Source organism: Spiroplasma endosymbiont of Seladonia tumulorum (assembly GCF_964020235.1).
In the GTDB taxonomy this organism is placed as follows: domain Bacteria; phylum Bacillota_I; class Bacilli_A; order Mycoplasmatales; family Mycoplasmataceae; genus Spiroplasma.
The window spans coordinates 103612-120779 of the sequence record NZ_OZ026545.1 but is presented as its reverse complement, the minus strand read 5'-3'; the positions used below and the strand labels follow the sequence as shown (position 1 = coordinate 120779).

27 protein-coding genes and 2 pseudogenes are annotated in these 17168 nt (G+C 22.8%); 21 read left to right on the top strand and 8 right to left on the bottom strand.

Going from position 1 to position 17168, the window contains the following annotated elements; all coding sequences use genetic code 4:
• From AACL22_RS00845 to AACL22_RS00825, 5 genes are all read right to left on the bottom strand, one after another.
• Positions 1-138, bottom strand: a complete 138-nt coding sequence (locus tag AACL22_RS00845; protein WP_338988877.1) for a hypothetical protein — start codon at positions 136-138, stop codon at positions 1-3.
• A gap of 1 nt (position 139) precedes the next feature.
• Positions 140-313 carry a hypothetical protein gene (locus AACL22_RS00840; protein WP_338988874.1) on the bottom strand — a complete coding sequence of 58 codons (174 nt, stop codon included), beginning with the start codon at positions 311-313 and terminating at the stop codon, positions 140-142.
• A gap of 189 nt (positions 314-502) precedes the next feature.
• Positions 503-643, bottom strand: a complete 141-nt coding sequence (locus AACL22_RS00835) for a hypothetical protein (RefSeq protein WP_338988871.1) — start codon at positions 641-643, stop codon at positions 503-505.
• Positions 624-788 (bottom strand): hypothetical protein, encoded by a 165-nt coding sequence (locus AACL22_RS00830; RefSeq protein ID WP_338988869.1) that lies wholly within the window; start codon positions 786-788, stop codon positions 624-626. The genes AACL22_RS00835 and AACL22_RS00830 overlap by 20 nt, the downstream gene beginning before the upstream one ends.
• Before the next feature lie 517 nt (positions 789-1305).
• On the bottom strand, positions 1306-1545 hold the full coding sequence (locus tag AACL22_RS00825; RefSeq protein ID WP_338988867.1) for a hypothetical protein: 240 nt from the start codon (positions 1543-1545) through the stop codon (positions 1306-1308).
• A gap of 350 nt (positions 1546-1895) precedes the next feature.
• On the opposite strand from AACL22_RS00825, the gene AACL22_RS00820 reads away from it, so the two are divergent.
• The 17 genes and pseudogenes from AACL22_RS00820 (at position 1896) to AACL22_RS00740 (ending at position 12585) form a co-directional block, all read left to right on the top strand.
• Positions 1896-2207 carry a hypothetical protein gene (locus AACL22_RS00820; RefSeq protein WP_338988865.1) on the top strand — a complete coding sequence of 104 codons (312 nt, stop codon included), beginning with the start codon at positions 1896-1898 and terminating at the stop codon, positions 2205-2207.
• A 12-nt stretch (positions 2208-2219) separates the two neighbouring features.
• The gene (locus AACL22_RS00815; RefSeq protein ID WP_338988863.1) at positions 2220-3410 is read left to right on the top strand and encodes a hypothetical protein; all 1191 of its coding nucleotides are present in this window, start codon (positions 2220-2222) and stop codon (positions 3408-3410) included.
• A gap of 27 nt (positions 3411-3437) precedes the next feature.
• Positions 3438-3698 (top strand): hypothetical protein, encoded by a 261-nt coding sequence (locus AACL22_RS00810; RefSeq protein WP_338988860.1) that lies wholly within the window; start codon positions 3438-3440, stop codon positions 3696-3698.
• A 23-nt stretch (positions 3699-3721) separates the two neighbouring features.
• Entirely contained in the window at positions 3722-3889 is a 168-nt protein-coding gene (locus tag AACL22_RS00805) for a hypothetical protein (protein ID WP_338988858.1), read from the top strand.
• Between the two features lie 464 nt (positions 3890-4353).
• Positions 4354-4896, top strand: coding sequence for a hypothetical protein (locus tag AACL22_RS00800; protein ID WP_338988855.1), 543 nt, complete (start codon positions 4354-4356; stop codon positions 4894-4896).
• Positions 4896-5342, top strand: a complete 447-nt coding sequence (locus AACL22_RS00795) for a hypothetical protein (protein ID WP_338988852.1) — start codon at positions 4896-4898, stop codon at positions 5340-5342. The genes AACL22_RS00800 and AACL22_RS00795 overlap by 1 nt, the downstream gene beginning before the upstream one ends.
• On the top strand, positions 5278-5847 hold the full coding sequence (locus tag AACL22_RS00790; protein WP_338988850.1) for a hypothetical protein: 570 nt from the start codon (positions 5278-5280) through the stop codon (positions 5845-5847). The genes AACL22_RS00795 and AACL22_RS00790 overlap by 65 nt, the downstream gene beginning before the upstream one ends.
• A gap of 254 nt (positions 5848-6101) precedes the next feature.
• On the top strand, positions 6102-6266 hold the full coding sequence (locus tag AACL22_RS00785; protein WP_338988847.1) for a hypothetical protein: 165 nt from the start codon (positions 6102-6104) through the stop codon (positions 6264-6266).
• Between the two features lie 340 nt (positions 6267-6606).
• Positions 6607-6825, top strand: coding sequence for a hypothetical protein (locus AACL22_RS00780; protein WP_004028164.1), 219 nt, complete (start codon positions 6607-6609; stop codon positions 6823-6825).
• Between the two features lie 308 nt (positions 6826-7133).
• Entirely contained in the window at positions 7134-7403 is a 270-nt protein-coding gene (locus AACL22_RS00775; protein ID WP_338988845.1) for a hypothetical protein, read from the top strand.
• The gene (locus AACL22_RS00770) at positions 7396-7833 is read left to right on the top strand and encodes a DUF3627 domain-containing protein (protein ID WP_338988842.1); all 438 of its coding nucleotides are present in this window, start codon (positions 7396-7398) and stop codon (positions 7831-7833) included. The genes AACL22_RS00775 and AACL22_RS00770 overlap by 8 nt, the downstream gene beginning before the upstream one ends.
• Before the next feature lie 152 nt (positions 7834-7985).
• Positions 7986-8189, top strand: a complete 204-nt coding sequence (locus AACL22_RS00765) for a DUF2649 family protein (protein ID WP_338988840.1) — start codon at positions 7986-7988, stop codon at positions 8187-8189.
• A 255-nt stretch (positions 8190-8444) separates the two neighbouring features.
• On the top strand, positions 8445-9428 hold the full coding sequence (locus tag AACL22_RS00760; protein ID WP_338988838.1) for a hypothetical protein: 984 nt from the start codon (positions 8445-8447) through the stop codon (positions 9426-9428).
• Positions 9421-9855 carry a hypothetical protein gene (locus AACL22_RS00755; RefSeq protein WP_338988836.1) on the top strand — a complete coding sequence of 145 codons (435 nt, stop codon included), beginning with the start codon at positions 9421-9423 and terminating at the stop codon, positions 9853-9855. Before AACL22_RS00760 ends, AACL22_RS00755 begins: the two co-directional genes overlap by 8 nt.
• A gap of 18 nt (positions 9856-9873) precedes the next feature.
• Positions 9874-10110, top strand: coding sequence for a hypothetical protein (locus tag AACL22_RS00750; RefSeq protein ID WP_004028554.1), 237 nt, complete (start codon positions 9874-9876; stop codon positions 10108-10110).
• An 11-nt stretch (positions 10111-10121) separates the two neighbouring features.
• Positions 10122-10328 carry a hypothetical protein gene (locus AACL22_RS00745; protein WP_338988832.1) on the top strand — a complete coding sequence of 69 codons (207 nt, stop codon included), beginning with the start codon at positions 10122-10124 and terminating at the stop codon, positions 10326-10328.
• Between the two features lie 94 nt (positions 10329-10422).
• Positions 10423-12585, top strand: a pseudogene (locus AACL22_RS00740) (spiroplasma phage ORF1-like family protein).
• A gap of 26 nt (positions 12586-12611) precedes the next feature.
• Here AACL22_RS00740 and AACL22_RS00735 read toward each other — a convergent pair.
• Together AACL22_RS00735 and AACL22_RS00730 are read right to left on the bottom strand one after the other, a co-directional pair.
• Positions 12612-12977 (bottom strand): hypothetical protein, encoded by a 366-nt coding sequence (locus AACL22_RS00735; RefSeq protein ID WP_338988831.1) that lies wholly within the window; start codon positions 12975-12977, stop codon positions 12612-12614.
• On the bottom strand, positions 12961-13065 hold the full coding sequence (locus tag AACL22_RS00730) for a lipoprotein (RefSeq protein WP_338988829.1): 105 nt from the start codon (positions 13063-13065) through the stop codon (positions 12961-12963). Before AACL22_RS00730 ends, AACL22_RS00735 begins: the two co-directional genes overlap by 17 nt.
• A gap of 333 nt (positions 13066-13398) precedes the next feature.
• Here AACL22_RS00730 and AACL22_RS00725 point away from each other — a divergent pair, with 333 nt between their 5' ends.
• From AACL22_RS00725 to AACL22_RS00715, 3 genes are all read left to right on the top strand, one after another.
• Positions 13399-14466, top strand: a complete 1068-nt coding sequence (locus tag AACL22_RS00725; RefSeq protein ID WP_338988826.1) for a DDE-type integrase/transposase/recombinase — start codon at positions 13399-13401, stop codon at positions 14464-14466.
• A 146-nt stretch (positions 14467-14612) separates the two neighbouring features.
• Complete coding sequence (locus tag AACL22_RS00720) at positions 14613-15191, top strand: hypothetical protein (protein ID WP_338988824.1); 579 nt, start codon at positions 14613-14615, stop codon at positions 15189-15191.
• A complete protein-coding gene (locus AACL22_RS00715) occupies positions 15133-15390 on the top strand; it encodes a hypothetical protein (RefSeq protein WP_338988821.1) in 258 nt (85 codons plus the stop codon). Before AACL22_RS00720 ends, AACL22_RS00715 begins: the two co-directional genes overlap by 59 nt.
• A 108-nt stretch (positions 15391-15498) precedes the next feature.
• On the opposite strand, the gene AACL22_RS00710 is transcribed toward AACL22_RS00715, so the two are convergent.
• Entirely contained in the window at positions 15499-15858 is a 360-nt protein-coding gene (locus tag AACL22_RS00710; protein WP_338988819.1) for a hypothetical protein, read from the bottom strand.
• A gap of 308 nt (positions 15859-16166) precedes the next feature.
• Between AACL22_RS00710 and AACL22_RS00700 the strand changes: the two are divergent.
• Positions 16167-17144: pseudogene (locus tag AACL22_RS00700) on the top strand (IS30 family transposase).
• Positions 17145-17168: the final 24 nt, after the last annotated feature.

Here is a 17168-nt window from a genome sequence, read left to right as displayed (position 1 = left end):
TTAAATTTCCTCCAAATTCTTTTCTTCAATTAAACTATCAATATAGTAATAAGCACTTTCTTCTGAATGACATTCTTCTAATGCTTCATTAAATAAATCTTCTTCGGTATAAACTTTGCCATTTTCATCTTTTCACATATTATTCACATCCTTGTCATTTAATATTTTCATTTTCTAAATCAATAATAGTTGTTAATCATTCTTGTTGATTTTCAACATTAGCAATAGTTTTTGCTTCTTCTAATGTATAAAAACAGCTCGTTTTAAAATCACTATATTTACTTTTCATTACCAATAAGTATCTTTTATTCATAATTTAATTCCTCCTAATTCTTTTTAGTATTTAATGCTCAATGTTCATCTGCAATATCTTCAAATGATACTGAATAACTTTTAAGCATTAATTCACTTAATTTATTTTCTTGATTGCATTCTTTATGAAAACAATAACCTCAATATCTTTTTTAATACAAGTTTTATTTAACTTTTTCATATATACCTCCTAAATTATTCCTTTGATTTTTTGGTCAATTTGCAATATTTTTCAACCATCAGAAGCTAAATCTAAAATATCGTTAATTTTGTAATATTGCATATAAGAAGCAATAACATCTCATTTATCTTTAAATAAATTTAAGTACATTTTGGCTCATTCTAAACATTGCAAATCATAATGTTTTTTTATGATGTGAAATACGACAATTAATAGGTTGACAATTAACTCAATAAAATGATGTTGTTATTTCATTTCAAGTTTTATTAATATATTTACTTTTATATTCTGTCATTTATTTTTTCCTCCTAGTTTTAACTCGCTGGCACTCACTCCCAAGTGAAAGTGCCAAGCGAGAATTAGTTATATAAGTATTTATCTATTTACTTACTATGCCATCCGCCTCACTGGGTGAGCGGTGGCGATATGTTAATTGTTTGAATGTTTAATAATCCACAGTTGTTTTTTTAATATTGACGCCAGACATATATATGTCTTCCTTTATCCGTGCCCATTTGTGCTTTTGCTCTGGGATTTGACGTTCAGTTTTTAAATTAAAAATTCACTCGCATTTTAAAGGACCAAATGCTATAAAACTCCAACCAACCACACTTTTCGCAAATTTAATTGTAAAGTCACTATCTCTATTTTTATTGTCGTTTGATATTAACCTTGGACTTATCACGACTATCGCTTAGTTTTAATGAACCAGCGCCGATTTACATTTTTCCTCATACACTATTTCAGTACTTGCCTCGGCCGGCTGTGGAATAAAAACACTTAGTTATTTAAAATAACCGTTCCGCTCTGCATTAAGTTGTTTTATAAAATTTAAGTTTTAATAAACCAGTTTCATAATCAAAGATAATTTTTGAATTTTCTAAGCGTTTATAAAACCGCTTTTGTGTTTTATCTTTTACTTTATTCAATAAATCTTTATGTTTTTCACAAGTTCATAAAACTTTATTTAATAAAAATTCTTCGGTAATGAATGATATTGCTTTATAGCAATTATCAACATCACATATTGTTTGTTGCTTATTAATTTTCATTACCTACTCCTTCCTTTATTAAGTTTTTTTATTAGCAAATTAATTAACTGAAACAGAGAAAGGACAACACCTTAAAATTGGAGAAAAAACAGGTACACTTTATAAAGATTTCTAAGATATTTAATAAATGTGTAAACAACTTAAAGAGGGTATCAAAAAGTTGTAATAAAAAGTTTCTATTTTAAGAATTTAAGATGTTGTCCTTTCTCTGAATCAATTAATAATTTTGGTTTTACAAATAAAAAAACCATTTTAATAAATGGTTTATTATTTTTATTCAATTTCTATGTATTTGTTAAAACCCTTCTTTTTTCCATGCGACCATTGGTTGGGGATTTAAAAAAACAAGTTTGTTTAATTTAGTTTCTTTTGCCCCGCTTGCTTATCAGCAAGTAATAAAAGATAGTTTTAAAATATATCGGACAATTGCTAAGATATTAAAAATGCAAGAACAATTTAAAAATAACTTTAATAAAGATAAATTGTTAAATACGCTAGAAGATAGTGCGGTTACTAGTTTATTGGGTAATGGACTAGTATTTCAAGCATATAAACAACTCAGAACAAAACAAGATTTAAACAAAACAATTAAAACAAAAACACTATTAAATAGTAAAAAGTTTATTTTAAATAAAATATATTCTAAAAAAAGTAAATGATAAGGAGATGATTAAATGTTAAATGAATTATGACAAAATGTTACTTTGGAAAATTATAATAATTTTATTCCAATGACAGGTAAAATTACACAAGTTCCAGTTCGTTATAATAAGTTCTTTAAAAGTGATGTAGAATTATGATTTAAAACATTTGCTTTAAGAGCCCAAAATATGATTAATTCTTACTTAAACTATCCATTTTCAAAATTAAAGTTTGAAACATTTAAAGATCCATTATTAAAGAAAATTTGTATTAATATGGTGTTTATTACGATTGAACATTGAACATTTAACCGTATTCCAATTGAGTTTTTTACTTCGGCAAATATTAGTGTTGGTGATATTAATTATTCTTCACAAAATGACCCTATAACAACATGACAAGGTCTATTGCCTACCTATGCAAAATCATTGGCTAATCTAACAACTTTAAAGAAAATGTTTCGTACTTTTCAAGAAGAAGGTATTGATTTAACAATGATAGATTTAGAAGCATATTATACTCAGTTAGAAGTTGATGCTTTATTAGAAAAAGAAAAAACTGAAAGAATAGAAACCGATGACAAATTAGATAAAAAAATAGATAATTTAATAAATGAAGAAAGAAATGAAAGAATTAAAGAAGATAATATTTTAGACAATAAAATAAATAAAAAACAAGATGTTGTTAATAAAGATACAAACTTAGAATTAAACAATTTAATTGCTGACAGTACTATTGAAAGCAAAAATCAAATTCAATCAATTAATATTTTGACAAATGATTTAAAAATTGCAAATCCAACTGAAGAAACAGCACCAAATTTTACAAAAGCAGTCAGAGCAATACAAAACAATATTCAAGTACCAATAACAAAATCTATTAATGATAAATCAACAGATGAAGAAGTACCAACTGCAAAAGGAGTATACAATTCTTGTATATGACAAGATGTTGATACTGATGATTTTATAGTAAATAGTCAAGATTATCAAATTAAAGATTTTAATAGAATAAATTATATTTACAAAATTTCTGCTTCCCCCTTTAAGTGACCTTATTCTGGAGTAATCGAAACATTTTATTATTTTAATAATAATATTAGTGCATCATTTGTTGGTGGTTATAGTTTAGAGATTACTGTTAATGGAATTGTTAATGTTAAAGATAAAACTGATAAAAATTCACCAATGGGAACATTATTTATTTGAAGAAAAAAATATTAATTAATAAATTAGAAAGGAAGTGATTTTATGCCAAAAGTTACTATTAAAGATTTAATTATGTTTTTGAAAATATTTGGATTTTCATCATTGTTTTTTATCGCAGGAATTATTATTTGTTTTATAGGAGAAAAAACACTAGGTATTTCTTGACCAGCATATGTTATAGTTTCAGCAATGCTTATTGGAGCAGGAATTATTGTTTTAATTATTGAAACAATTAAATTTATCAAAACACATAAAAAAGAACAAAAACAAGATAGTATTGAAGATGTTATTAAAAAAGAATAAACAAAATAAAGGGGAAGTTATAAATGAGATTGTTACCAGCAAAAAAGAAAATAAAAAAAGATTATGATATTGATAGTTATTATCTTAATTTAGCATCAACGATTACTAATCGTAAAAATGTTACTGTTCAAAAACATAATGAAATTTTAGAAAAAAGAATTTGTGAAGATAATGCTAATTTTTACAGATAGATACTAAATTAATTAATAACTTTTTAAAAATATAAAATTAATAAGAATGGTAAAGGTGCATATTTTATTTTTGCTAATAATTCAAAACTTAATTTTATTACCATTGATTTTTATAATGATCAGTATGATGAATTAGGTAATTTAGTATCGTGTACTTTTGATTATGACTCTTATATTAAAAATGATCAGAGTGTTTTTATTACTGAAAAATTAGAAATTAATTATGTAACTAAACAAGTAAAAGTTATTAGAAAGTTAAAAACACGATTATACAGCACTATTACCGACTTATATATTGATGATGCTAAATAAAATAACTATACAACATTGCAAAGAGAAGAAATATTACCAATTGATTTTATACCAATTGAAATTATTCCTAATAACCCTAATTTTGAGCCTTCTGTTCGTTATGGAAAACAATTTGCTAGTATTGTATTTTAGATATTATTGCTGAAAAGATAATGTTAGACCCATTATTAAATAGTGGTAAATTTACTATTAATACTAACGGCGTGACTGGTGTTGTTGACCAAGAAATTAGTAAAATGTTGGCTTCATTTATTGAAAATGACTTGTTATTAGTTGAAGGAGACCCTGATAGTAATTTTCAACCAGTAGACTATATCGTTGGTAATTTTAAAGGTGAACAATTAACTAAAATATATGATTGATTATTAACTAATTACTATAAAATAAATCGTCATCATGTTCCCGCAATTGCTAAGGGAGCCCAACAAACGCAAGCCGAAGTTGCTGGTGTAAATATTCAAACAAATGCATCATACGAACAAATGATATACATTAAAGAGATTAAATTAACTGAATTTATTATTAAGTTAATTAAATATGATAATGCTGTTTTAAATAGTAGAACATTCAATATTAAAAATATTGATGAGTTAATTGTTGATGTTCGCTTACCAGTAAATGCTACTTTAAACAGACAATTAAAAAACAACGAAACTATTATCAATATTCCTAATGAAGAAGGAGAACAAGAATAATGTTAAAACCATCTGAAAAAATGCTAGCACAATTAGCAGAAAATGATGAACCAATTGATTATTCAATTGATAGTATTCCGTTAGATTTTGCTATTCAATCACAGTATAGCGACCCCGATTTAGAACAATTATTTAGTGAAGACCGTGCTAGAACCCTTTATATTTATAAAATTAATAATCTTGTTAAAACAAAGCAAAAACCAATCTTAAACTACTTTCAAAATAGCGTTAAAATAGGTTTTATTGACAAAGATGAATATATTAAAATAACTGGTTATGAAATTAGTGATTTTAATTTTAAATTACAAATTCAACAAAATACCACAGTCCAAGATAATAGCACAAGTTATGTAATGATTGATGAAAAAGATATTTTAATTAATGATATTTCAAAAAAAAGACAAAAAATTTTTAGAATCCTATGACTTAAAAATAGTATCTATTAATGAACCAATTACCGAAGACAACAAAAATGAATGTTATATCATTGAAGAATACAAACGCCCTTATTCACCTGATGGTGTTGATATTATTAAATCTACTCATTTAGTTAAAATAACTGACTTTAAATGAAAAAATCAAAATAGTATTCATTTAGTATTACATAAATCATTACCCGAAGATACTGTCTTTACTGGAATTGAAATTAAATATCCTAAATCAATGTTATTTGGAAATATTAAATGCTGAGGCAATGTGAGTGGTGTTTATTCTTATCCACAATCAATTATTCAAAATGCTAACTTAGTACCCTTACTATCAATGCCAATTAAAACAAAACCTAATGTACGAATATTTCAATATTGATTAGGATATAGTTTTTTATCATGAGTAATTGCATTAAATTATATTGAGGAAAAGGATTGTTTAATTTTAACTAGTATAGATGATTTACCATCTAATAAACAAAAAAAGTATTTAATAATGTTAGAATTGCTAGTGGAAAAATAAATTTTGCTGGAACTAGTGCAACATTTCCTTCAGAAGCCCCAAAACCAAACTGACCAGAAGGTAATCAAATAACTATAAAAGATAATGATTATGTTCAAGTAGCAAATTATTCATTAGGTACTGGTATTGGTACTCGTGATGTTGCAAAATGAGTATCGACAATTGGAAATAATAATGATAATAATTATGGTAATGTTGTTTTAGAATTTAAACAAGCACCTGTAAAAGGTAATTTAGCAGATGTATTGAAAAAAATGCTAACTTATAGATATAATTATGATAGAAAATTTGAAGGTGCTAAATACGATGAAAAAGGTAATCCTACCAATAAAGCGGCTAAACTGCGCCAAAAATTTGAAGGACAAAAACCAGAAGATGTAATTGATGGTTTATTTGAAGAATGAAAATTTAGAATGTAGAAACCACACACATTTTGTATTTTTGTGGTATTTACATTTTTAGAAATAAATTTTATTAATATTTTAATTAAGGAGTTGAAATTATGCAAACAAAACAATATTTTATTTTGCGGTCACTAGTGAAAAAGTATGGTAAAGATAATGTTATTGATACTGTCAATAAGATTGCAAAAGATATTGAAATTAAAAAGTAAAAGAATAAATTATTCCGCGTAATTTATTAGCGGATAATTTATTCAATAATGTTTTTTAAGTGGAGCAAAGCGACAACGAGCGGAGCGAGTTTGCAAATTTCAATTTTTTAATTTAAAGAACTTGAAAAAAAGGAGGATAGAAAATAATGAATTTTTTAGCAGATGCAGTTACTTTTGGGACTGGAATGGATTCCATTTGAACTGGTTTAGGTAATGCAATGGGTAAAGTAAAAGATGCTGTATATGGTATTTTACCGCAGTTAATGACCTTTTTAGGCGATGCGTGAATTATTTTAATTCCATTTGGATTATTTATTATCATTAAGATATTAAACTTTTTCCGTCATATGGTCAAAGGATTTTAATGGAATATAACATTATATTCTAAGTTATTTTAAACAAAATTAAGGCACACTAGTTTATTTATATTTTATTAATTTATTTTATATAACTATTATTTTAAAACTTAATAGTATTTTTCAGTGTGCCAATTTTTATTATTTTATATATTTAACATTGTTGATAACATTGTTTATTAAACATTAAATAAGCAATATATTAGCATTATGTATAACATTGTTAATAATCAATGTTTTTATCAATAAATAAGTAATATATAAACATTAAATATAACATTGTTTATTAAACAAATATTTAGTTAGGAGTTGATTTTATGAAAATTAATAAAACTAATTTATTATTTACTATTTTGGTCTCATTGTTTGTTTCTATTATTTTATCTTTTGTAATTTGAGTTTTATATTATTTAGTTACAAGATATTTAAACAATTCATTAGATAAATGGGATTTAATATTTAATATTTTAATTTTAATTATATTAACTTTAAATATTTTCATTATATATATTCAATTTTTATATGCAACATATTTTTATAAATATAATGAAAAATCAATTAAAAGAGGAGTTGATAAAATTGAGTAATTTTGTTAAGAAAAATCAGAATATAGCAAATTATTTTATTTCTAAGGAATTTATTCCTTTTGAAACAGATAAAGCAAGTTTTATAAATTTACCTAATCATAATCGCCATATTGGTTTTTGATTGAGTAATAAATTTATTTATCCTAGTCAAAAACATTCTGAACAAGTAGCAATCGGTTTAATTTATAATAATTCTTATCGTATTGTAAAATATGATGAAAATTTAAAACAACACGATTGAAAATTTTTAACTGGAACAGAAATAATTGATTTATATAATCAATATAAACAAAATTATTTTACGCGTATGCATAAAGCATTATTTCAAAATGAACCTAAAAAAGTAAAAACAAATAACAATAATAATTTAACAAATTGAAGTGATGAAAAAGTACAACAATTAATTAATGACTTAGAAAGTTTAAATTAAATGAGTTTATATGATTATTGAGTTCAATTTGTAAGTTATATTATTGGTTCAAATGCTCCTGAATTTTTATATGTGATATCGTTTGTATTATTTATAGTTTTATTTTTTGGAATGTTTTTTAAACTTATTGAAAAAATGTGGAGTTTTTAAATATGCAAAATGATTGAGAAAAACTAAAAGAGTTTTTTATTCATATATTTTTGTTTATAGATAAAATAAATGTTGAAAGTATTACAACTTGGAATTTAACTCAAAATGAATATTTAACTTTGATGGTTGGTGTTTGAATTGTAATTTTGTTTTTAACTTGGTTTTTATTGTGAATGATTTTTAAAATAGTTAGTTATTTTAAATAATTAAATTTTGTTGTTATTATGGTTTTTTCTTCTCACAAAATTTTAGAATCTTTTTTTGAATATAATTATTTTCATTATGAATGCAGTAATTATTAATATAAATAATGTTGTAAAAAATATTTCTTTTGCATTTATTTGACTAATATTTTTTAATATTCATTCTACAAAATTAATTATAGTAATTAATTTTATGATTTGTGGGGAGAGAAAACCATAATAATACTAGTTTAATAATAAATAACTATTGGAGGTAAAATGAAAAAGTTTGTATTTTTTCTAATAAATTTTTGTTATATTAGTGGTTCAATGGTTTTGTTTAGTTTAATTGATTTATTACTTTGAATAATTTCATTAAATTATACTGGTTTAGTATTTTGACTATTATTTGCTTTACAATGTGTATATTTTGTTTGGTGAGTTTGAAAAAATGTTTTTTATCAGTTAAATGTTTTTCGTTTAGTTTACTTTATTTGAGATAATCCATTATCCGTAATTATTGGTAAATTAGGAACTGGTAAAACATTACTTTTAACTTTTTTATCACAAGTTATGAAACTTTTAACGAAGAAAATTTATAGTAATTATCCAATTGAAGATGATGCAATAAAGCTTTTAACTTTTAATAACTTAGATTTTACTGATAGAACTAAATTAGTACCACCTGATGATAGTTTAATTTTGTTTGATGAGAGTTTTTTATATATTGATGGAACTAGTCCCTACGAAGTTAAAAAAGTTCATGGTGGTAAAAGTGTGTGGATTGTTTTAGCAAGACATTTTAAAAATAGAGCGATTTTTACCGTACAGCGTGAGGGTATGATGTGAAATAATATTCGTCATTTAGCAAGTGGTATTATTATTCCGATTTCATTAAAAAAACCTGTTAAGTCAAAATTAGGTAATATTTTTAATCGTAGTTTTACGGATTATGAAATTTGAAAAACAAAATCAGTAGAACGAACAGCAGAAGGTAAAAGAGCAAAACATAAATCAGATGTTGGTTTAGGAATTCGGTTTTTTAAGATAATTATTCCGCTTGAATTTGCCAATAAATATGATAGTTATTGATTAAGTTTTGTTCGTGATTTAAAAAATGATGAAGTTATTAATAAAAAAGAATACTTTTGAAAAGATATATCAAAATTAAACAATAAACAACACTTAGAATTGTTTGATATTGATATTTTGAAAGAAAATTTAAAAGCAAAAAAAGGGAAAGGAAAAATAAAAAATGAGTAATTTATTAAGTGAAAGCGTTAATAATGATAATTGAAATAAGATTTTTAGTTTTATTTTTGATACTTTTTTATTTGTTTTTGATGTGATTTGAAATACTAAATTACCAATGACAAATATAACTATTGCTTATTTTTTAATCTTTTTTATGGTTATTAAGTTATCAATTTATGCAATTCATGGAACATCAACTAATTATAACGATTTAAGTTCAACAGTTAAAAATGGTGTTATTAATAGTTCTAAACTATACGGTGATACTGTTCGGGGTGTTTCTAGTACTAAACAAGGTTTACAAAAATACATTAAAGAACGAAAACAATTTAAAGTTAGTCGCAATAAACAACAGTTATCAAGTTTAGCAAAACAAGCAAAAACAAGAGAACAAGGGTTTAAAAGAATTTATAGCACTAAAATAATAAAAAAATAAGTAAGGAGTTGATTTTATATGATTAAGTTAGTTTTATTGGTAGCGGCAATCGCTATATTTGGAACTGGTTTTATTACAGTTATTATTAATCAGTTGACATCAGCAAAAAATATTATTATGGATTTATATAATTCTGATACTTGGTTGTTATCTATTTTTGGTAAAATGGCGATTTTATTTAGTCATCCGTTAATGTTAACAATATCAAGTTTATATATTATTGGTTTTATTATTTCAAAAACATTATATAGTTAGGAGTTGAATTTATGAAAAGTAATGTAGAAAATAAAAAAGAAAAGAAACAAAATGGTTTGTTTATTTCTTGGGTTGATTTAATTTTATATCTTATTATAAGTTTTTCGTTAACGCTTGTATGTATTTTAGATACAGTTTCAACGATTGAAAAATTAAAAGAGAAATATGCTGGTATAAATGGTTATATAATTTATGGTTTATGATTTGATATATTGTAATATATCTTAATAATTCATTATTTTTATGGTTATTTATTTAATGAAATTATTAAATTAATAAAAGAAAATTGTAAAAATAAGTTGGTAGAGAATAATGCGTAAGTTTTTAGTATTATTTTCTTTTGTACCAATTTTATTGATTTCTTTTTTCTCGTTAGGGGCAATGATATTACAACAAAACCATCAATCACAAACAACAGAAAAATCAAGAACAAAGCGGAGCGTGGAAACTGGTATTAATGAAACTGATTTTATTAATACAATGTTTTTACGCAGTACTTTTTTGAAAATTGAAGTGATACCAATTATTTTATTAATCCTACTTTAAAAACATCAAAATCATTAACTTATAATGATAAATGATACTTAGATTTTTTAAAGGATAGTTATTCAACTGGTGTTTCTTACAATAAACCTAGTGATAAATTTATGGATTTATATAAAAATTGAGATAATTATGTTAAACAATATAACATTAATAAATTTTATGATGTTGATAAAAAACAATTTTTAAAAGAGTTAACAAATTTTGCTTATTCTTTTACAAATAAATATAATTTAACGCAAATGTTAAATAAATTAAAAACAAATATCAATGATTTACAATCAGTTAATTTAATTGAAGATAATTGAAAATTAATTACTGATTATAATTCATTTGTTTTTAATATAGATAATAAATTTTATTTTTTTGTTTTTCAACCTTTTAATAGTAAACAATGAAAAATATTAAAATTTAAACATGATACAGATTACGCCAAAGAAATAAATAGTATTCCATTTATTCCCAGTGATATAAAAGTTTATGTTGAAATGGGCAAATTAAAAGGTCTTTATTGTTGAGATAGAGTTGGTGAACCACAAAAACCAACAATTAATCTAAATACTGGTGAAATTACAGATTGAAATATTGATAATCAAAATAAAGTTAAAGATTTTTTAAATAGATATTTAGATGTTATTTTTCAAGAAAATATTAGGGTTCAACAAGGCGGTAATCCCGATTATAATAGTCCTGTTGTTGGAACACAAAAAATAATTTTTGATTTCAATATTGTTGATGAAAGTTTGTGAAAAAATAGTTTTAAGTCAATTTATAAAATGATTTTAACAATTGATAAAAATAATAATATTATTGCTGGTAGTTTAGAATTATTTCATAATTGAAAATATGCAGATGAACCTGTTAAAAATCAAAAAGATAAATTAGGTTTTTTGTTTACTTTTATAAAAGATAAAGATAACATCTTTAATTTTGATGGAAATACTAATTCATATTTAGAAAATGGAAATATTAAATATTATGAACAGATGAAAGGTCAAATTGATATTAATAAGTTTTTAAAAGCATTTTTTGCGTATGCTTTGGTGCCAGTATTTCAAAATCGTAGTAATTTTATTGAAAGTGGTTATATTGATAATTTACAATATGATACTGTTTTAATTAACTTTTTTGGTTTAAAATTAGTTAATTTTAGAGATGTTTTAATTGATGAAAAAAATACTAATAAAAATCAATTTGAAAAATTATTAAATAGTATGTTTACAGTTTCACAAAATTTTTATAAGGATTATTTACGCACAATTTTTGATTTAGAAAATAATACTTATACACAAGGATATAATAAAAAATATGGTTTATTAGCAAATAATGGTTTTAAAATTTATTTTTCTGATAAATATAAATCATTAGATTTTAAAATGTACTCTGCTTATAAAAATCGGTTTTATAACACAAATTATGGAGATGTATTTAACTATGATTTTTCAGTTGCAAATAATTATAATATTAATCAAAATGAAGGTTATGTTTTTGAAGGCATTTTAAAAAACAAATATGGTTTAAAATATAAGAAAATGGAAGAACAAAAAATCGGTTATAATGTTTTTGAATTACAAGCACAAAAAAAATGATATGTATCGATATTATGACTTTAATTTTGGAATTTATAACTGATAAGAAATTAATAATGGTGGATTATTTCCTGATAGTCAATGATGACAAGCACAATATGAAAGTTGTAGTTGATATAATTTAGCGTGTCATATCAGAAATGCTGCAATTTGAATAGTTAATAATATTCCTGGTATTAAGCAAGTAAACGAACTAGCGAGTGGTGTTGGTAAAATATTTCAAACAATATATAGTTTTTTTAGTCAAACATTTGAAGTATGAAAATTTAGTCCTGCATTATATAGTACAATAACTAATTTATTCTTATTAATTATATTTATGAAATTTGTACGATTAATATAAAAAAGGAACTTAATAATAGTTCCTTTTTAACCTTTTCAATCTGTAATTTCACCAGTATTTAGATTAATTGTTGGTTTTTGTGGTTCACCAACTCTATCTCAACAATAAAGACCTTTTAATTTACCCATTTCAACATAAACTTTTATATCACTGGGAATAAATGGAATACCATTTATTTCTTTGGCGTAATCTGTATCATGTTTAAATTTTAATATTTTTCATTGTTTACTATTAAAAGGTTGAAAAACAAAAAAAAATAAAATAAAATAAAATTTATTATCTATATTAAAAACAAATGAATTATAATCAGTAATTAATTTTCAATTACCTTCAACTAGCGGTTCTTGTGGTTTTTCGGGTTTAGGTTCTGGTTTATTACCCCCCGTTTTCATTGTTATTTGGTTTTTCACAACTAATTAATGATGTTGTACTTGTTGCTGTTATTCCAATTGTTCCTAAAATACTAAGTATCTTTTTCATATAATTTTTCCTTTTTTTAAAATATTATAATCATTTTAACATTTTTAGTTGGGTATTTGATATATTTTATAAATTAAAGATAAAATTAATTTTTATTTATCACAGTTTTTATCGCCAATATTTATAGTCAGTCATTTATCATCTATTTTTTGAGTAATAAAACTACAATTTTTACATTTTCTTAAATCTTCGTCTAGGTTTATTAAGTCATGCATAATATTTTCTCTTCTTTCTTTACAAATTGTAAATAATAACTAATAAAAAGTTAATTAATTTCAAAATGTTATAATTAACAATAATTATAATATATATTTTTAAGGTGGGTGTAAATTAATGAAATATATTATTAATAACTCTAATTTAAGCGATTTACAAGCAAAATTGCAAGATTTTTTAAGTAAAAATTATCAAAATAAATATTATAAAAGAATAAAAAAGAAAATATTTGCATATATTAATTTATGTAAGGAGTTTTTTCTTGAAACTAAGTTGTTATTAAAGGATTTAATTAAAAAATATTTTAAAAATAAATTTTCAACTTTTTATTATTTAGCGAATAAAATTTTAGTTGCAGAAGATTTATTATTAAAATCAACAGTTCCTAATAATATTAATTATCAATATAGTAATGATGTTCGTGAAAATATCTGTGATTTATATTTTGAATATTCTGATAAACGTGCTGGTGGTGTTTTATCATTGTTTTATAATTTAAAAAAAGGAATTCATGGCGAAGAATTAAAAAATAAAGCACCAAAAAATTTAAAAACATTTTTTCGTTGACTTAAAAAAGATAAACGATGATTAAAAATAAAAAATAAAATTAAAAAAATTAAAAGACAACATCCAAGATATGAAGTTAAAGAATTAGGATTATTACAAATGGATGCTAAATATTTTATGCCAAGTAAATTTCCAGTTGATAAAAAGTATTATGTTTATGATTTTATTGATGAAAGAATTAGAGGAGTATTCGGTTATATTTATGATAAATTATGCACTGAGAATGCTATTGATGCTGTTAAAAGAGCAATCAGTGATTTTAAAAAAATATTTGGTATTAAAATAACACGAATTAGAACTGATAACGGTTCTGAATTTATTAATAGTCATCGGAATAATCAAAAAAGTACTGTTAAAGAAACTACTTTTACTCAATTTTTAACAGATAAAAATATTTTACATCAAACAACACCTGTTCGTTCTCCACAGTCAAACGGTAAAATTGAAAGATTTCATCAAAATTATACTAAGTTATTTGTATTTGATGAAAAAATATTGGATGCAGTTGGTTTACAAAATAAACTAAATGATTATTATTACTTTTATAATTTTGAAAGAGTGCATAAATCTTTGAATTTTCAGACACCATTTGAATTTTTAACTAATTTAACTAAATAATTTTAAATTTATAAAGTTTTATTTAAATTATTTTTTAGTGTGTCAATTTTAGAATTTTTATTTATATGTGTATCATTTTTAATGATGTTTTTATATTTTAAATTATATATTTTATTATTTTTTCTTGTTTTCTTGCAATCTCCAAAATGTGTGTGGTATACTACAAATGAAAATTTAGAAACCCATTTTATCTTAATGATAGGGCAGTAAAAAGATTTAAACAAATTGTATACATGTTGTCAAATTATGTATATAGTAATATGGCAGTAAATAAAGGTTATAATGATGATATTAAATTAATTGCTCCGTATTATTTTGAACTAGTTTCAATACCAAATGAATCAGAAAAAGATTACTGAATATTTGAAGATTGCAGAGTTAAATTAAAATCATCATATTTTAATTTTTCTGATTTAAAAAATATTAATATAGAAAATATAAAATTAAATAATTTTAAAAATATAAATAATAATATTTCAGAAAATAAAGTTTATCAATTAGAAACAAATTTTTTTAATTGATTATCAATAACAAACGAATTAGAAACAAATAATATTCCTTCACTTATTCCGGCAGAAATTAAACTATCAGATGGAGAATATGGCAAATACTTAACTAATTTAATTATTTCTAATAATAAATTAGAAATATGTTTAGAAAAATTATTTGATTTTCATAAAGAAAGCATTATATATTCAAAAATCAGAATGATTAAATTTAATTAATAATTTTGTTGAAAATAATATTAAAATACTTTTTTCACAAAATATTAATTTTTTAAGCAAAATTGAAATATCAGGAATATGAGGTTATGGAGATTATGATATTACAATTTTTACTGAAAAAGAACAAATTAATATTAATAATTTAGAATTATTTAATAAAAACAATGAAAAATTATCATTAGTTACAATAGAAATGTAAAAAAGTCATTTTAATAAATGACTTTTTTAATTTATGAAATAATCATCAGGATATTTTCTATCTCATTCTTTTGAATAAACATCTGAATTTCATGTATCTATATTAAAACTATATAAATTCATTTTTTTCAAATTTATTGAAAAATCCTCCTAAGGCAATAGAATATAATTTATCAGGGTAACTTCCTTCAACAATTGGATTGTTTGTACAATAAAGTTTTATTGTATATTTTTGTAAATTTTTATTATCTTTTGTTTTGTATCTTATTTTCATTTTTCCAATTTTTTCACCTTTATTACAAACTATTGTAGTATTATCTCTTTCAAAAAAAGTTCTATATTTTTTGTCTTTTTCATGAGTAATTGCAGTAAGTGTAACTAATACAATCATGCATAAAATGAAAATGGTAGATAATATTATATATATTGATATTATTTTATGTTTTTTAACTAATTTCAACAACTTCATAATAATTATCCTTTCAATATTATTTAAAGTTTTTAATCAATCTGGGCTCGCGGTGATTTTCTATAGTTTTGTGAAAAATTACTTAAAATTTAAAAAACTTTTGCCGCGCTTTTCAAAATACTTGGGAAAAATTCTAAGCGTTAAGCGAAGAATTTTATAAAAGTTCCCAAATTTGTTTGAAAGAATCTCAAAAACTTTTTTAACTTGTAAGTTATTTTATCACAAAAATTTAAGAAAATCAACCGCTCGCCCAAAAACTAAAAAAACTATATAATTAACTTTGTATATAAAAGAAAGGATTTTTTAAAATGGATAAAACAAAGCGTCATTTTACTTTTAAAGAAAGAGTAATGTTAAAAGATTTATTAAAACTTGATTCTTTAAAAAGAAAAAATGGTAAACCCAATATATCTAAAATAGTAAAAATATTGCATAAAAATCGCAATACAATTAGACGAGAAATAAAAAGGTTAAAAGATAATGAATATGACGCTAAATTAGCACACGAAGATTATTTACAAAAACGACAAAAATGTTTTTAAAAATCATCATTCTTGCTAAATATTTTAGAATGACTAGATGAAAAATATAACAAATTTCATGATTCACCAGAACAAATCTGTAAAAAATATGAAAAAGAGTTTGGTATTAAATTTCCAGTATGTTTTAAAACTTTATATAAATATATTCATTTGGGATTTTTAAATTTCAAAAAATATAATTTGTATTTTCATGGTAGAAAATATAAAACAAAAAATAGGATTGATAATCGCGGGAAAATAAGAAATTTTAGAACTATTGAAGAAGCAAAACATGATAAATATGAATTTGGTTGATTTCAAATGGACACTATGGTTGGTAAAAATAATAGTGTTTGTTTAGTTTTAATCGAAGAATTAACGCAATTTAAAATCATTGAACCATTAAAAGAAAAAACAACAAAAGAAGTTACAAACGCATTAAAACGAATTTTTTCTAACAGATTTTTTAAAGATAGATGCAAAGGAATAATAACAGATCAAGGCAAAGAATTTGCTGATTGAGAAAAAATTGAAAAAATAACAAATGCTAAAGTATATTTTTGTGATGCTGGAACTCCAACTCAAAAACCCAAAGTTGAAAGAGCAATTCGTGATTTTAGACATTGATTTTCCAAAGGAATTGATTTAAGTATTTATTCAAGAAATTATTATCAAGAAGTTGCTAATATAATAAACTCTAAACTTAAAAAATCTTTACATTGACTATCTTCAAAAGAAGTTTTTATACAAATGTTTAATTTTTAATATAATTACCTATAAAAATTTTAA